The sequence below is a fragment of the Frigoribacterium sp. Leaf8 genome (assembly GCF_001421165.1).
GTDB lineage: Bacteria > Actinomycetota > Actinomycetes > Actinomycetales > Microbacteriaceae > Frigoribacterium.
In genome coordinates this window covers 139932-154375 of sequence record NZ_LMKB01000006.1, presented here as the reverse complement: position 1 = coordinate 154375, position 14444 = coordinate 139932, and the positions used below count along the sequence as shown (strand labels likewise).

15 protein-coding genes and 1 tRNA gene are annotated in these 14444 nt (G+C 72.0%); 9 read left to right on the top strand and 7 right to left on the bottom strand.

Features of this window, described 5'->3' with window-relative positions; translation table 11 throughout:
- From ASL10_RS15665 to ASL10_RS12225, 9 genes are all read left to right on the top strand, one after another.
- Positions 1-136: 50S ribosomal protein L27 (locus ASL10_RS15665; protein WP_200922609.1), on the top strand; the 136-nt coding region annotated here is incomplete at its 5' end.
- A 144-nt stretch (positions 137-280) separates the two neighbouring features.
- Positions 281-1831, top strand: coding sequence for a GTPase ObgE (gene obgE, locus ASL10_RS12260; protein ID WP_056048307.1), 1551 nt, complete (start codon positions 281-283; stop codon positions 1829-1831).
- Positions 1828-2673: a glutamate 5-kinase gene (gene proB, locus ASL10_RS12255; RefSeq protein WP_056048304.1), complete on the top strand. Its 846-nt coding sequence runs from the start codon at positions 1828-1830 to the stop codon at positions 2671-2673. The genes obgE and proB overlap by 4 nt, the downstream gene beginning before the upstream one ends.
- 87 nt (positions 2674-2760) lie before the next feature.
- Entirely contained in the window at positions 2761-4029 is a 1269-nt protein-coding gene (locus ASL10_RS12250) for a glutamate-5-semialdehyde dehydrogenase (RefSeq protein WP_056048302.1), read from the top strand.
- A 38-nt stretch (positions 4030-4067) separates the two neighbouring features.
- A complete protein-coding gene (locus ASL10_RS12245) occupies positions 4068-4289 on the top strand; it encodes a hypothetical protein (RefSeq protein ID WP_056048301.1) in 222 nt (73 codons plus the stop codon).
- A 17-nt stretch (positions 4290-4306) separates the two neighbouring features.
- Entirely contained in the window at positions 4307-4933 is a 627-nt protein-coding gene (gene nadD, locus ASL10_RS12240; protein ID WP_082060195.1) for a nicotinate-nucleotide adenylyltransferase, read from the top strand.
- On the top strand, positions 4930-6153 hold the full coding sequence (locus ASL10_RS12235; RefSeq protein ID WP_056048298.1) for a hypothetical protein: 1224 nt from the start codon (positions 4930-4932) through the stop codon (positions 6151-6153). The genes nadD and ASL10_RS12235 overlap by 4 nt, the downstream gene beginning before the upstream one ends.
- A 62-nt stretch (positions 6154-6215) precedes the next feature.
- A complete protein-coding gene (rsfS, locus tag ASL10_RS12230) occupies positions 6216-6629 on the top strand; it encodes a ribosome silencing factor (RefSeq protein WP_055973644.1) in 414 nt (137 codons plus the stop codon).
- 200 nt (positions 6630-6829) lie between these two features.
- A tRNA-Ala gene (locus ASL10_RS12225) sits at positions 6830-6905 on the top strand.
- A 232-nt stretch (positions 6906-7137) separates the two neighbouring features.
- Here the strand turns inward: ASL10_RS12225 and ASL10_RS12220 are convergent.
- The 7 genes from ASL10_RS12220 to ASL10_RS12190 are packed head-to-tail and all read right to left on the bottom strand — an operon-like array spanning position 7138 to position 14420.
- Positions 7138-8598 carry an 8-oxoguanine deaminase gene (locus ASL10_RS12220; RefSeq protein ID WP_056049108.1) on the bottom strand — a complete coding sequence of 487 codons (1461 nt, stop codon included), beginning with the start codon at positions 8596-8598 and terminating at the stop codon, positions 7138-7140.
- Entirely contained in the window at positions 8595-9644 is a 1050-nt protein-coding gene (gene add / locus ASL10_RS12215) for an adenosine deaminase (protein WP_200922608.1), read from the bottom strand. The genes ASL10_RS12220 and add overlap by 4 nt, the downstream gene beginning before the upstream one ends.
- Positions 9641-10630 (bottom strand): nucleoside hydrolase, encoded by a 990-nt coding sequence (locus tag ASL10_RS12210; protein WP_159826898.1) that lies wholly within the window; start codon positions 10628-10630, stop codon positions 9641-9643. The genes add and ASL10_RS12210 overlap by 4 nt, the downstream gene beginning before the upstream one ends.
- A complete protein-coding gene (locus ASL10_RS12205) occupies positions 10627-11523 on the bottom strand; it encodes an ABC transporter permease (protein WP_056048293.1) in 897 nt (298 codons plus the stop codon). Before ASL10_RS12205 ends, ASL10_RS12210 begins: the two co-directional genes overlap by 4 nt.
- A complete protein-coding gene (locus tag ASL10_RS12200) occupies positions 11523-12437 on the bottom strand; it encodes an ABC transporter permease (RefSeq protein ID WP_056048290.1) in 915 nt (304 codons plus the stop codon). Before ASL10_RS12200 ends, ASL10_RS12205 begins: the two co-directional genes overlap by 1 nt.
- The gene (locus ASL10_RS12195; protein WP_082460547.1) at positions 12430-13293 is read right to left on the bottom strand and encodes an ABC transporter ATP-binding protein; all 864 of its coding nucleotides are present in this window, start codon (positions 13291-13293) and stop codon (positions 12430-12432) included. Before ASL10_RS12195 ends, ASL10_RS12200 begins: the two co-directional genes overlap by 8 nt.
- Complete coding sequence (locus tag ASL10_RS12190; RefSeq protein WP_056048287.1) at positions 13290-14420, bottom strand: ABC transporter substrate-binding protein; 1131 nt, start codon at positions 14418-14420, stop codon at positions 13290-13292. The genes ASL10_RS12195 and ASL10_RS12190 overlap by 4 nt, the downstream gene beginning before the upstream one ends.
- Positions 14421-14444 lie beyond the last annotated feature (24 nt).

Sequence of the window (14444 nt, the reverse complement as noted above, 5' to 3'; positions counted from 1 at the left end):
CTTCCACCCCGGCGTCAACGTCGGCCGCGGCGGAGACGACACCCTCTTCGCCCTCGCCCCCGGTTCGGTCGAGTTCGGCGCCAAGGGCGGCCGCAAGGTCGTCAACATCGTCGCCTCCGCGACGGCGACGGTCTAGCACCACCACGCGGCGTCGGCACACGACCCGCATCGGCGGCCCCTCGCGGGTCGCACCGTCTGGGGCGAGCATCCTGCTCGCCCCAGACGTGTTTGACCCGGGCAGCTCGCACCGGCACGCACAGACAAAGAGATCAAGCACCTCATGGCCACATTCGTCGACCAAGTGACCCTCCACCTCCGCGCCGGCAACGGCGGCAACGGCTGCGTGTCCGTCAAGCGCGAGAAGTTCAAGCCGCTGGCCGGCCCCGACGGCGGCAACGGCGGTCACGGCGGCGACGTCGTCATCGTCAGCGACAGCGGCGTCACGACGCTGCTCGGGTTCCACCGCGCACCGCACCGCTCGAGCGACAACGGCGGCTTCGGCATGGGCGACCACCGGGCCGGCACCAACGGCGAGACCCTCGAGCTCGTCGTGCCGGTCGGCACCGTCGTGAAGTCCGCCGACGGCGTCGAGTTGATCGACATGGTCGAACCGGGCATGCGCTACGTCGCCGCCGAGGGCGGCATCGGGGGCCTCGGCAACGCGGCCCTCTCGTCGACCAAGCGCAAGGCGCCCGGCTTCGCCCTGCTGGGCACCCCCGGCTGGGCCGGAGACGTCCTGCTCGAACTCAAGGTCGTCGCCGACATCGCGCTCGTGGGCTACCCGTCGGCCGGCAAGTCGAGCCTCGTCGCCGCCCTCTCGGCCGCCAAGCCGAAGATCGCCGACTACCCCTTCACGACGCTGCACCCCAACCTCGGCGTCGTCGAGTCGGGTGACACGCGCTACACGGTCGCCGACGTCCCCGGGCTCATCGAGGGGGCCAGCGAGGGCAAGGGCCTCGGGCTAGAGTTCCTCCGGCACGTCGAGCGCTGCTCGGCCCTGCTGCACGTGCTCGACTGCGCGACGCTCGACCCGGGCCGCGACCCGTTGACCGACCTCGACGTCATCCTCCGCGAGCTCGAGGCGTACCCCGTCCCGGACGGCCAGAAGCCGCTGCTCGACCGCCCGCAGCTGATCGCGCTCAACAAGGTCGACGTGCCCGACGGTCGCGAGCTGGCCGACTTCGTCACGCCCGAACTCGAGGCCCGCGGCTACCGCGTCTTCGAGATCTCCGCCGTGAGCCACGAGGGCTTGCGCAACCTGTCCTTCGCCCTGGCCGAGGTCGTCGAGGCCAGCCGCGCCGAGATCGCGGCGCGACCCGCGCCTCCTCGCATCGTCATGCGCCCACGCGCCGTCAACGAGAAGCCCTTCGTCATCAGGGTCGAGGGTGGCACCTACGGCAACGTCTACCGCATCCTGGGCCAGAAGCCCGAGCGGTGGGTCGTGCAGACCGACTTCAACAACGAGGAGGCCGTGGGCTACCTCGCCGACCGGCTCAACGCCATCGGCGTCGAGGACGCCCTGTTCAAGGCGGGTGCACAGGCCGGTTCGACGGTCGTCATCGGCCCCGAGGGCGGCATCGTCTTCGACTGGGAGCCCACCCTCACCTCGACGGCCGAGCTGATGACCAGCGCCCGCGGCACCGACCCGCGCCTGATCCAGAACGACCGCCCGACCCGCAACCAGCGCCGCGAGGAGTACTTCGAGCGCATGGACGCCAAGGCCGAGGCCCGCGCCGAACTCCAGCGTGAACGCGCCGCCGGCCTGTGGACCGACGACGATGGGTTCCTCGTGAAAGAGGGCGACGACGTCGAAGGCGACGAGCGGGCGTGACCGGGGGCGTCGTCGACCGCGCCGGCCTCGGCACGGCCCGCCGCATCGTGGTCAAGGTCGGCTCGTCGTCGATCAGCGGTGAGAACGCCGGACAGATCGAGCCGCTGGTCGACGCCCTCGCCGCGACCTACGGGCGGGGTGCCCAGGTCGTGCTCGTCTCGTCCGGGGCCATCGCCACGGGCCTGCCGCACCTGCGCGTCGACTCCCGCCCGACCGACCTCGCGACCCAGCAGGCGGCCGCCGCCGTCGGGCAGAACGTCCTGATCTACCGGTACCAGCAGAGCCTGCGCCGCTACGGCATCGTGGCGGGGCAGGTGTTGCTGACCGCCGGGGACATGCAGAACCCGACGCACCGCAGCAACGCCCAGCGCGCCATGGAGCGCCTGCTCGAGCTGCGCATCCTGCCGATCGTCAACGAGAACGACACGGTCGCCACCCACGAGATCCGCTTCGGCGACAACGACCGGCTCGCGGCGCTGGTGTCGCAGCTGGTCGGTGCCGACGCCCTCGTCCTGCTCAGCGACGTCGACGCCCTGTACACCCGCCCGCCGCACGAACCCGGCGCCGTCGCCCTCGTCGACGTGCCCTTCGGCGACGACCTCGCCGGGGTCACCTTCGGTGCGGCCGGTGCGGCCGGCGTCGGCACCGGAGGCGCGGGCACGAAGGTCGCGGCCGCCCGGTTCGCGGCCGAGGCCGGCACCCCCGTCCTCGTGACGAGCGCCGCCAACGTCGCCCGGGCCCTCGCGGGCGAGCAGGTCGGCACCTTCTTCGAGGCGGCGGGAGCCGCGGGGTCGGGACCTGCGGCGGGGGACTCCGGGAGCGCGGGCGGGCGACCGGACTGACCCGCGCCTCCTCGGGGGCGTCCGCGCCGCCGCGGTCACCGCCGGAGCGGTCTCGCGAGACGAGGGAGCGGCGCATAGGCTTCGTGCATGTCGCTCATCGATGCCCCGGCCCCGTCGCTCACCGACAAGCTGACCGCCGCGAAGGCCGCCTCCCGCGTGCTCGCCACCGCGACGGCCGACCGCAAGGACGCCGGTCTGCGCGCCGTCGCCGCCGCCCTGCTCGCCAACGTCGACCGGATCGTCGCGGCGAACGAGCTCGACCTGGCGAACGCGCGCGAGAACGGCGTCGGCGCCTCGCTCCAGGATCGCCTGAGGCTCGACTCCGGTCGACTGGCCGGGCTCGCGGCCGCCACCGAGCTGGTGGCCTCGCTGGTCGACCCGGTCGGCGAGTCGGTGCGGGGCAAGGTGCTGCCGAACGGGCTGCGCCTCGACCAGGTCCGCGTGCCGTTCGGCGTGGTGGGAGCCATCTACGAGGCCCGGCCGAACGTGACGGTCGACATCGCCGCGCTCGCCCTGAAGAGCGGCAACGCGGCCGTCCTGCGCGGCGGCAGCGCGGCGCAGCAGTCCAACCGCGTGCTGGTCGAGGTGATGCGCGAGGCCCTCGCCGAGGTGGGGCTGCCGGCCGACGCCGTCGTCACCATCGACGAGTTCGGCCGCGAGGGGGCCGCCGACCTCATGCGGGCCCGAGGGCTGGTCGACGTCCTGATCCCCCGGGGCAGCGCCGAGCTGATCGACACCGTGGTCCGCGAGTCGACGGTCCCCGTCATCGAGACCGGTGCCGGGGTCGTGCACGTCTTCCTCGACGCGAGCGCCGACGAGGGCTGGGCCGTCGACATCGTCCAGAACGCCAAGGTGCAGCGTCCGAGCGTGTGCAACGCCCTCGAGACGTTGCTCGTCCACCGCGAGGCGGCGGAACGCCTGCTGCCGCCGGTGCTGGGTGCCCTGCGCGCGTCCGGCGTGACGATCCACGGCGACGAACGGACGCTCGAGGTCTTCCCCGACGGGGTCCCGGCGACCGACGACGACTGGGCGACCGAGTACATGGGGCTCGACCTCGCCGTCCGGGTGGTGGCCGACGTCGACGAGGCCATGGCGCACATCGCCCGGTGGTCGACGCACCACACCGAGTCGATCGTGACCAACGACCTGGTGACCGCCGAGCGGTTCCTGGCCGAGGTGGACAGCGCCGTCGTCATGGTCAACGCCTCGACCCGCTTCACCGACGGCGGCGAGTTCGGCTTCGGGGCCGAGGTCGGCATCTCGACCCAGAAGCTCCACGCCCGCGGACCGATGGGGCTCGCCGAACTCACGAGCACCAAATGGGTCGTGCGGGGTCAGGGCCAGGTCCGCGGGTAGACTGACCGACGATCGTCACCGCCTGAACGGGAGAACCCATGCTCGACGCCTCGCTGCTGCTCGCCGAAGCCCACGAAGAACTCGCACCGCTGATCGCGCCGGCACCCGTCATCGCCGGTGTCTTCGCCGTCGCGTTCCTCGTCCTCGGCTACGTGGTGTTCAGCTACCGCGACGTCGCCAACCGTTCGCTGCGCAAGGCGAACAAGCTCGACCACCACGACGGTCCGATCGACGAGTTCGGTCACCCCGAGAACCACTGACCGCCGAGGTCGGCGAGATGGTCGTGGCGGGCGCCACCGTGCCCGACGGCGAGGGCGTCAGGCGACCCCGCGTCGGCATCATGGGCGGCACGTTCGACCCGATCCACCACGGGCACCTGGTCGCGGCCAGCGAGGTCGCGCAGTCGTTCCACCTCGACGAGGTCGTCTTCGTGCCGACCGGTCAACCGTGGATGAAACCCGAGGTCAGCGAGGCGGAGCACCGCTACCTCATGACGGTCATCGCCACGGCGTCGAACCCGACCTTCACGGTCAGCCGCGTCGACGTCGACCGTGAGGGGCCGACCTACACGATCGACACCCTGCGCGACATCCGACGCCTCCGTCCGACGGCCGAGCTCTTCTTCATCACCGGCGCCGACGCCGTCGCCCAGATCCTCGACTGGAAAGACGTCCAAGAGCTCTGGGACCTCGCCCACTTCGTCGCCGTGTCCCGGCCGGGGCACGACCTCAGCGTTAGCGGTTTGCCCGAGAGCGACGTAAGCTTGCTCGAAGTCCCCGCACTGGCCATCTCGTCGACCGATTGCCGCGCCCGGGTGGGTCGAGACTTTCCGGTGTGGTACTTGGTCCCCGACGGCGTCGTCCAGTACATCTCCAAGCACCATCTGTATCGGAGCGTTTCATGAGCACGTCCGACGGTCAGCCGCCCCTCACCCGGCGACAGATCCGCGACCTCGAGCGAGCCCGCGAGGCCGGTCAGGCCATCACCGGTGCCGTGCCCGTGGTGCCCGCCTCGACGTCCGCTCCCGCCCCGCGGCCCGCGACCACCCCCACGGGTGACGTGCCGATGCCGACTCCCGTGCCGTCGGCTGCCGCCCTGCGCGACGTGCCGCCCCCCGCACCCGGCTCGGTCGTCGACCCCGGCACCGGCCTGACCCGCCGCCAGATGCGCGCCCTGCGCGACGCGAGCCAGAGCCGCGACGCCTCCCCGGTGCCTCTGCAGGCACCGGCTCCCGAACCCCGTCGTCCGTTGGCCGACGCGCTCAACACCGTCGACGAGATCGCCCCGGCCGCCGACCGACCGGCCTCTGCGCCCGGTGCGTCCGCGCCGGCCTCGGCGGCCCTCCGTCCCGCCTCGGCCCCCGTGCCGTCCGCCGTGTCGGACGTCGACCCGTCGGACGACGACGACTCGTCGGACGACGTCCCCGGGCCCCGACGCACGGGTGCGACCGGCGCGGCGACCCCGGTGTCCTCGACCCCCACCCCGACGTCGACGCCGACGGTGTTCCCGTTCGCCCTGTCCGACGAGCAGGACCGCAGCGGACAGGACTCGCCGAGTGCGCCTCCTGCCCCGTCCCGTCCCGTGTCGTCGGCGCCGCGACCGTCCGGCGTCGGTCCGTCACGCGACCAGCGCGACGACTCGTCCGACGCCGCGCCCGTCGTCCCGTCCGGCCACTGGTCCACCCAGTCCGACGAGCCCGACGCGGAGTCCGTCCCGGGCCGCCAGCTCGGCACCAGCACCGGTCAGCAGAACGCCTTGATCCTCACCGACGCGCAGGTCGCCGACGTGACCGGTGCGCTGAACGCGACCGGCGAGATCATCATCACGGGCTCGATCGACCTGCCGCGCAGCCTGGCGTCGACCGGCTCGCAGGCACGCATCGACAACTCCGACATGGACCGCATCCTCGAGCAGGGCGACGCCGAGCAGGCGTCGAGCGACGCCGAGCCCGTGCGTGCCAGCCGGGCCATCAGCACGCACACGTCCACCCGCGCCGTCGTGCTGGCCGCGTCGCAGCCCAAGGGCAACCACCTGCCGCTGATCCTCGGCATCTCGGGCGGCGTCGTGGGCCTCGGTATCATCGGCTTGATCATCGGTGGCTTCGCCACCGGGGTGCTGGGCTGAGGCCCGACCCACCCGAACCGACCCCTGTCGGCCCGCATCACCACCTACCCCCTAAGGAACACGTGACAGCCACCCCTCGTGCCATCGAGCTGCTGCAGATCGCCGCACGCGCGGCCGACGACAAGCAGGCCGACGACCTCGTCGCCCTCGACGTGTCCGGCCCCCTGCCCCTGACCGACGTGTTCCTGCTGGCCACCGGCCGCAGCGAACGCAACGTGGTCGCCATCGCCGGCGAGATCGAGGACAAGATGCTCGAGGCCGGCGTCAAGACCCTCCGTCGTGAGGGTCGTGCCGAGGGCCGCTGGGTCCTCCTCGACTTCGGTGACGTCGTCGCCCACGTCTTCCACGACGAGGACCGTCAGTACTACGCGCTCGAGCGCCTCTGGAGCGACTGCCCGACCATCCCGCTCGACGTGCTGACCGAGTCGGCCACCGCTCCGGCCGAGGTCGCAGCCGACGCACCGGCCGAGGCCTAGTCTCCCTGCGCCTCCTGGGCCCCGCCGTGTCGGCGGGGCCTCATGACATGCCGCTCACCTCCCGAGGTGAGCGGCATGTCGTGTCTTCTCGGCCGCGCTCGAGCAGGGTCGAGGGCGGGTGAACGTGCGCGGTCGAAAAGTGTAGTAATGTAGACGAGTTGCTTCCGACGGGGTGAAAACCCCCGAAGGGCAGCAGTTCTGGGTCTGTGGCGCAGCTGGTAGCGCACCTGCATGGCATGCAGGGGGTCAGGGGTTCGAGTCCCCTCAGATCCACCAGAACCACCGAAAGCCCCTCCTCGTGAGGGGCTTTCGTCGTTGTCGGGCCGTCTGTTCGAAGGGGCCGGCCGCTACGCCGCCACGAAATAAACACTCCGCCACGAGATGTCGTGGCGGAGTGTTTACTTCGTGGCGGGTCGCGCGGGTCGCGCGGGTCGTGCCCTCACGCCGACGGGCGCAAGAGGCGCATGAGGCGCAGAAGGCGCAGGAGGCGCAGGAGGCGCGGGTCGCGTCAGACTCGGGCGCGCAGCTCCGCCGACGCCCGGGCCGCGCCCTCGGCGAGCAGACCCTGGTCCGCGTGGACGAGCTCGCCGTCCGCCACGACCGCGTCGCCGCCGACCCAGAGCCGGGCCAGCGGCGGTATCGAGGCGAGCCCCAGGGCGGCCACCGGGTCGGCGATGCCCGCGAACTCGACCCCGTCGACGCGCCAGAGGGCGAGGTCGGCGAGCTTCCCGACCTCGATCGAGCCGAGGTCCGCGTCGCGTCCGAGCACGCGGGCACCGCCGATCGTCGCCAGGCGCAGGCCCTGCCGGACCGAGAACGCGTCCGCCCCGGAGCGCAGGCGCCCGAAGAGCACCGCCTGCCGGATCTCGGTGCCGAGCTGGCCGGACTCGTTCGACGCGGCACCGTCGACCCCGAGCCCGACGGGCGCCCCCGCGCGCAGCAACGACGCGATCGGGGCGATGCCCGCGGCGAGACGACCGTTCGACGACGGGCAGTGCGCCACACCGGTCCCCGTCGCGGCGAACCGTCCGATCGCGTGGTCGTCGAGGTGGACGCAGTGGGCCATCCAGACGTCGTCGCCGAGCCAGCCGAGGTCCTCCAGGTACTGGGTCGGCGTGCGGCCGAACCGCTCGAGGCAGAACGCGTCCTCCTCGACGGTCTCGGAGCCGTGGGTGTGCAGCCGGACTCCGAGCTGCCGCCCGAGGACGGCGGCCTCGCGCAGCAGGTCGGGCGTCACCGAGAACGGCGAGCAGGGCGCGATCGCGATCTGGACCCGCGCGTCGCCGGACGGGTCGTGGAACCGCGCCACCGCCTCCTGGCTGGCGCGCAGCGCGGCGTCCGTGGTCTCGACGGCGAAGTCCGGGGGCAGGCCGCCCCGCGACCGACCGAGGTCCATCGAGCCGCGCGTGGCGTGCAGACGGACGCCGACGGTCGCGGCGGCCCGGACGATGCCGCCCACCAGGTCGCCGGCACCGGCCGGGAAGACGTAGTGGTGGTCGCCGACGGTCGTGCACCCCGACCGGGCGAGCACGGCGATCGCGGCGGCGGCCCCGGCCTCGACGAGCGGCTCGTCGATGCGCGCCCAGGTCGGGTAGAGCGCGACGAGCCAGTCGAACAGGATCGAGTCCTGCGCGATGCCGCGGGTCAGCCACTGGTAGAGGTGGTGGTGCGTGTTGACCAGGCCGGGGGTCAGCAGGTGGCCCCGGCCGTCGACGCGCTCGACCGCGATCGGTGCGGCATTCGGCCCGGCTGGCTCAGAAGCAGGCCCGCCCGGCCCGGGAGCCGACCCGGCCGCCGGGCCGGGCGGGGTCAGCCCGGCGGTGCACCACGCGGGGGCGGGTCCCGGCCCGACGGCGACGATGCGCGATCCGTCGACGACGACGTGCCCGCCGGCGTGCTCGGTGTCGTGGGCGTCGACCGTCGCGACGTGGGCGCCCTCGACGACCAAACGGCGGATGGGCGGGGTCACGCCGCCAGCCACGCCGCGATCTCGCCGGCCGCCTGCTCCTTGAGTCCGTCGCTCGCCCCCGAGCACTCGATCGAGCTCAGGGCGCATGCGGCGAGCTGCTCGTCGGACAGACCGAGGGTGGTCCGGGCCAGCTCGTACTCGGCCAACACGCCCGGCCCGAACAGGATGGGGTCGTCGGCGTTGATCGAGCACCGCACGCCGGCCTCGACGAGGCGCTTCAGCGGGTGGTCCTCGATGGTGGGGATCACCGAGAGCAACACGTTCGAGGTGAGGCACACGTCGAGGCAGACGCCCTCGGCGGCCAGTCGGGCCATCAGCGGTTCGCTCTGTACGGCCGTCACGCCGTGCAGCACGCGGTCGGCACCGAGGACGTCCAGCGCCTCCTCGATCTGGTCCGGGCCGGCGAGCTCGCCGGCGTGCGGCGTCGAGAGCAGGCCCGCGTGCTTGGCGATGCGGAACGCCTCCTCGTAGCGCGCCGCCGGGTTGCCGCGCTCGTCGTTGGCGAGGCCGAGCGAGACGACGCCGCGGTCGGCGTAGGCGGCGGCCAGGTGGGCCAGCTCGTTCGCGGCCTCGACGCTCTCGGTGCGGTCGACCGTGATCATCAGGCCGACCTCGACGCCCCACCGCTCGCCGCTCTCGGCGCATGCCGCGAGCATCGCCCGCAGCGAGGCGTCGAGGGACCCGAAGGTGGCGACGTAGAACTGCGGGCTCGCCCCGAACTCGACGTAGGCGACGCCCTCGACGGCGCAGTCCTCGACCGCCTCGTCGATCAGGCGGAAGAGATTCTCGCTCTCGGCCAGGACCACGAGCATGCCCTGGTACGTCGCACTGAACTCGCTGAAGTCGCCGAAGCTGGTCGGCATCGGCACGACGACGCCCGACGCCGCCGCCATGTCGGCCAGCGAGTTGGAGCGGATCGCCGCCTCCATGTGCAGGTGAAGGTGGCCCTTGGGCAGGGCGCGCAGGTCGCGCACGACGGCGCCGGCGGGTGAGGGGGTGGCAGCCGAGGAGGCGCGGGTCGCGTCGGCGGGGGAGGTGGTGGTCACGAGCGGGCTCCGTGGATCAGGGCGTCGACGAACGACGGGAGGAAGAGGTCGGTGTGGACGGCGGTGACCGCCGTCGTGGGGGTCGACGGGTCACCGGTCGGCACGGGGCCGTCCGGGTGCCAGTCGACCTCGGCGCCGTCGGCCGTGCGCAGCACCCGGCCGCGGGTCGCGAAGCCGTCGTTCGTGATGCCGACGGGGCCGGTGACGCTGTCGGCGATCCACTCGGGGTGGACCATCAGCGCGGCGGCGAGTCCGTCGTGCACGGGGCTGACGCGGCGGCCCCAGGCGTTCCGGTAGAAGTCCAGGTAGGTCGCCAGGACGTCGGCGGCGAACGTGCCGGTCGGCGTGCCCGAGTCCCGGAGCGCCGCGACGTGCGACTCGTCGGTGATCACCTGCGACGTCGCGTTCACGCCGACCATGAGGCGCGAGGTCGCCGGGGCGGCGAAGACCTCCCGCGCGGCCACGCCGTCGTTCTGCACGTTCGCGTCGACCATGTCCGTGCGGCCGAGGGGAGGGAACGGCCCGCTGCCGCCCATGATCGTCACCGACCGGAAGAGGGTCAGGAGGCGCGGCTCGGCCCTCAGCGCCAGGGCCACGTTGGTCAGCGGCCCGAGGGTGAGCAGGTCGATCTCGCCCGGGGACTCCCGGGCGACCTCGACGAGGCGTCCGGCCGCCGGGGTGTCGAGCAGCACGCGCGGGAGCGGCCGGTCGGCGACGACGTCACCGAGACCGTCGTGACCGTGGACGTAGTGCGCGATGTGCGCCTCCGCCTCGAGGGGGCCCTCCGCGCCCCGGGCGACCGGGACGTCCTCGAGCCCGACGAGCCGCAGCACGTGTCCGACGTTCCGCAGGGCGTCGTCGACGGCGCAGTTGCCGTAGACGGCGGTGATGCCGACGATCTCGACGTCGGGTTGTGCGGCGAGCCAGAGCAGCGCGAGGGCGTCGTCGATGCCGGTGTCGGTGTCGACCAGCACGCGGCGCGTCACGAGGCGGTCGCCTTGCCGGCGTTGGGGCCCCACTTCGCGAGCACCGCCGTCTCGACGAACGTCGTGACCGTGTAGAGCACGATCGAGACGAGGGTGATCAGCACGACGATCGCCCAGATCTCGCCGTACTGCGACTGCGACTTGGCGGCCGTGATGGCGGCGCCGAGGCCCTCGTAGGTGAACAGCCACTCGTAGAGCATCGCGCCGGTGATGCCTCCCGGCACGGCGATGCGCATCGAGGCGAAGAAGTACGGCAGGGCGGTGGGGAACGCGACCTTGCGCATGATCGTCCACCGGCTCCCGCCGTAGACCCGGATGAGGTCGACCGACTGGGCGCTGACCGAGCGGAAGCCGAGGGTCAGGTTCACCAGCAGCGGGAAGAACACGACCACCCCGCCGATGAAGCCGGCGGTGACGATGCCGTTGCCCAGCACGAGGTAGATCACGGGCGCCATCGCGAGCAGCGGGACGGTGCGCAGCAGCATGGCGATCGGCATGAACATGAACTCGACCGGGCGGATCAGGGTGAACACGATCGCCACGACGAGGGACCCGCCGACGCCGAAGACGAAGCCGATCGCGGCGTGCCACAGGGTCACGCCGAGCAGGCCGGCGATGTGCACGCGGTTCTCGGCGGCCGTGGTCCGACTGAGTTCGGAGTCGACGAAGAACCAGCGGAACACGTCGGCCGGGGTCTTCGCGATGAACGCGTTGGCCTGCAGCACGACGATGGCGAGGTTCCACAGGATGCCGAGGATGATCGCCGAGATCGCGATCGTCAGCACGGTGCGGCCGATGCGCCGCAGGACGAACCGGGCGGTCGAGGAGGCGCTGGTCGAGACCGCGGGGGCGGTGACGCGGGTGCCGGTGCCAGTGGGCAGGGTCGTGGCCATCAGAACCCCTCTCCGGCGCGGCTGTCGCCCGCCGACCAGGGCGTGACCAGTCGGCTGATCCGCCCGATGACGAAGTAGGCGATCCCGGCGATGCCGCCCGAGATCAGGGCCAGCGCCCAGAGCTTGACCGACGCCGCCGTGGCCTGCGCTGCGAGCAGCAGGATGCCGAGGCCCTGGTCGACGCCGATGAGGAAGTACTCGCCGAGCACCGCCCCGAGGAACGCCGCGGGGGCCGCCAGCTTCAGCGCCGCGAGGATGCTGGGGAGGGCGGCGATCAGACGGACCTTGACCAGCTGCGTCCAGCGCGAGCCGCCGTAGGCCGTGATCACGTCGAGCTGGGTCTCGCTCGCGGCCCGCAGGCCGAGCAGGGTGCCGATGACGGTGGTGAAGATCACGCTGAGCGCGGCCAGGAAGATCGACGTCGTCCGGCCGCCGGCGGGCGACATGAGCGTGACGATCGGCGCGATCGCCGTCAGCGGGATGCACGAGCAGACCACCGCGAGCTGGGTCGAGAGGCCCTCGAACCACGGCACGAGCAGCACGGCGAAGGCCAGCGCGAACGCGATGAGGTTGCCCCAGAGGAAGCCCCACGCCGCGCTGCCGGCGGTCGCGCCGATGGCACGCCAGTAGACGAGGTCGCTGAGGTCGGTGACGAGCTGGACGAGCACCTGGCCGGGTGGGGGCACCGAGCCCGTCACCGAGAAGAGCGTGACGGCCACGACCTGCCAGATCGCGACGATGAGCACGATGCCGACGAGGGCGCCGACCCACGGCGGGGCAGCGGCCATCGAGCCGAGCACCGACCGTCGCTCGCGACCCCGGACGGTCTCGGCCTGGAGCGCCACGCTCTGGCCCAGCTCCGCCTCGACCTCGCGCTCGGCCGTCTCGCGGGGCGAGGTGTGCAGATCAGTCATCGGCGGCCGCCCCGTGCGAGCCGAACAGGATCTCGGAGATGCGGTCGACGTACGCGTGGAACTCCGGCGTGCGGGTCAGCTCGGGCAGGCGCGGTCGGGGCAGGTCGATCTCGACCACCTCGGCGATGCGGCCGGGCCGGGCGCTCATCACGGCGACGACGTCGGACAGGAACACGGCCTCGGCGATGCCGTGCGTCACCATGAGCGTCGTGGCGGGCTTCTCGCCCCAGATGCGCAGCAGCTCCACGTTCATGCGCTGCCGCGTCATGTCGTCGAGCGCGCCGAAGGGCTCGTCGAGCAGCATGATGGTCGGCTGCACGGCGAGGCAGCGGGCGATCGAGACGCGCTGGCGCATGCCGCCCGACAGCTGCGCCGGCTTGGCCTTCTCGAAGCCCTTCAGGCCGACGAGGTCGATCAGGTCGTCGATCAGGCCGGCCGGGGGAGTCAGCCCGGCGACTTCGAGCGGCAACCGGATGTTGTTCTCCACGCTGCGCCAGGGCAGCAGGGCCGAGTCCTGGAACGCGATGCCCGTCTCGTGCCCGCGCTGCACCTCGGCCGCGGTCTTGCCGTTGATCACGACGCTGCCCGAGGTGGGCGTCTCGAGCCCGGCCAGGATGCGCAGGATGGTCGACTTGCCGCAGCCCGAGGGGCCGAGCAGGCTGAGGAACGAGTCCTTCTTCGTGCCCAGGTCGATCTGCGTCAGGGCCTGCACGCTCTTCCGGCCGAGCTGGAACGACTTGGTCAGCCCCTGGATGTTGATGCCCGTGGCGAGTTCGGGTCGGCCGGCGGGGTCGCCCGTGGCCGTCGTGAGCGGCAGCGTGGTGCGCGCGGTCGTGGTGCCGTCCGTCATGGTCATGCCGTGGGGATCTCGAAGGTCGTGACGAGGTCGGGGTTCTCCTCGTAGACCTCCTTGATGATGCTGAGGTCGAAGAGGTCGTCGGCCGACACGTCGGTGCCCATGGCCTTGAGCGAGGCGATGTTCTCGGCGACCAGCTCGTCGGTCATCGTGAACAGGCCGTTGGCGTTGACGTCCTCGGTGAGGATCAGCGTGTTCTGCGCCTCGGCCTCGGCCGTCTGCTCCTCGACGTCGAGGTCCTGGTCCTTGCCGTACTTCTCGGCGGCGTACTTCGCGCTCTGCTCCGGGTCCTTCACCGCGTCGGTCCAGCCCTTGATCTCGGCGACCAGGAAGGCCTTGAGCATGTCGCGCTCGTTGTCGATGGTGTCCTGCGTGACGGTGAAGGTCTCGGCGACGAAGGGAAGTCCGTTGTCGGCGAAGCCGAGCACGACCGGGGTGAAGCCGTCCATCTCGGCGAGGATCGGCTCGTTCGTGATGTACGACATGTGCGCGTCGTAGGCGTTCGTCTCGAGCGGGGCGATGTCGTACTGCGTGGCGACGAGCTCGACGTCGTCCAGCGTCATGTCGTTGGCCTTGAGGAAGCCCTCGAAGATCGTCTGGTTGCCGCCGGACTGCACGCCGATCTTCTTGCCCTTGAGGTCGGCCAGGGTGCGGATCGGCTCTCCCTCCTCGAGCGAGAGCAGGCAGAACGGGTTCTTCTGGAACGTCGTGCCGATGATCTTGAGGGCGGCGCCCTGAGCGACCGAGGGGCCGGTGAGCGAGGCCGACGACAACCCGACCTTGGCCTGCCCGGCGAGCAGCGCCTCCTCGGCTCCGGTCTGCCCGCCGCCCGCGAGCAGCGTGACCTCGCTGAAGCCGGCGTCGGTGTAGTAGCCCTTCTCCGTGGCGAAGTACTCGCCCGCGAACTCGATGTTCTTGATCCACGAGAGCTGGACGGCGATGGTGCCGAACGACCCGCCGGACGCGGCCCCGCCGGTCGCCGCGCCCGTCCCGGCCGACGAGTCGGTGCAGGCGGCGAGCAGGGCGGTCGTGCCGACGACGAGGGCGGCCGACCCGCCCAGGCGCAGGAACCCGCGGCGGTCGAGGGAGGTGGAGCGGAACGCGGGAGGAACGGAGAGAGGGCTCATGGGGGAACTCCTGAGGTTCGTTCG

Coding starts and splice junctions, on each gene's coding strand:
- obgE (WP_056048307.1), top strand. CDS start 281: ATGGCCACATTCGTCGACCAAGTGACCCTCCACCTCCGCGCCGGCAAC.
- ASL10_RS12250 (WP_056048302.1), top strand. CDS start 2,761: ATGTCGCTCATCGATGCCCCGGCCCCGTCGCTCACCGACAAGCTGACC.
- ASL10_RS12245 (WP_056048301.1), top strand. CDS start 4,068: ATGCTCGACGCCTCGCTGCTGCTCGCCGAAGCCCACGAAGAACTCGCA.
- nadD (WP_082060195.1), top strand. CDS start 4,307: ATGGTCGTGGCGGGCGCCACCGTGCCCGACGGCGAGGGCGTCAGGCGA.
- ASL10_RS12235 (WP_056048298.1), top strand. CDS start 4,930: ATGAGCACGTCCGACGGTCAGCCGCCCCTCACCCGGCGACAGATCCGC.
- ASL10_RS12205 (WP_056048293.1), bottom strand. CDS start 11,523: ATGGCCACGACCCTGCCCACTGGCACCGGCACCCGCGTCACCGCCCCC.
- ASL10_RS12200 (WP_056048290.1), bottom strand. CDS start 12,437: ATGACTGATCTGCACACCTCGCCCCGCGAGACGGCCGAGCGCGAGGTC.
- ASL10_RS12195 (WP_082460547.1), bottom strand. CDS start 13,293: ATGACCATGACGGACGGCACCACGACCGCGCGCACCACGCTGCCGCTC.
- ASL10_RS12190 (WP_056048287.1), bottom strand. CDS start 14,420: ATGAGCCCTCTCTCCGTTCCTCCCGCGTTCCGCTCCACCTCCCTCGAC.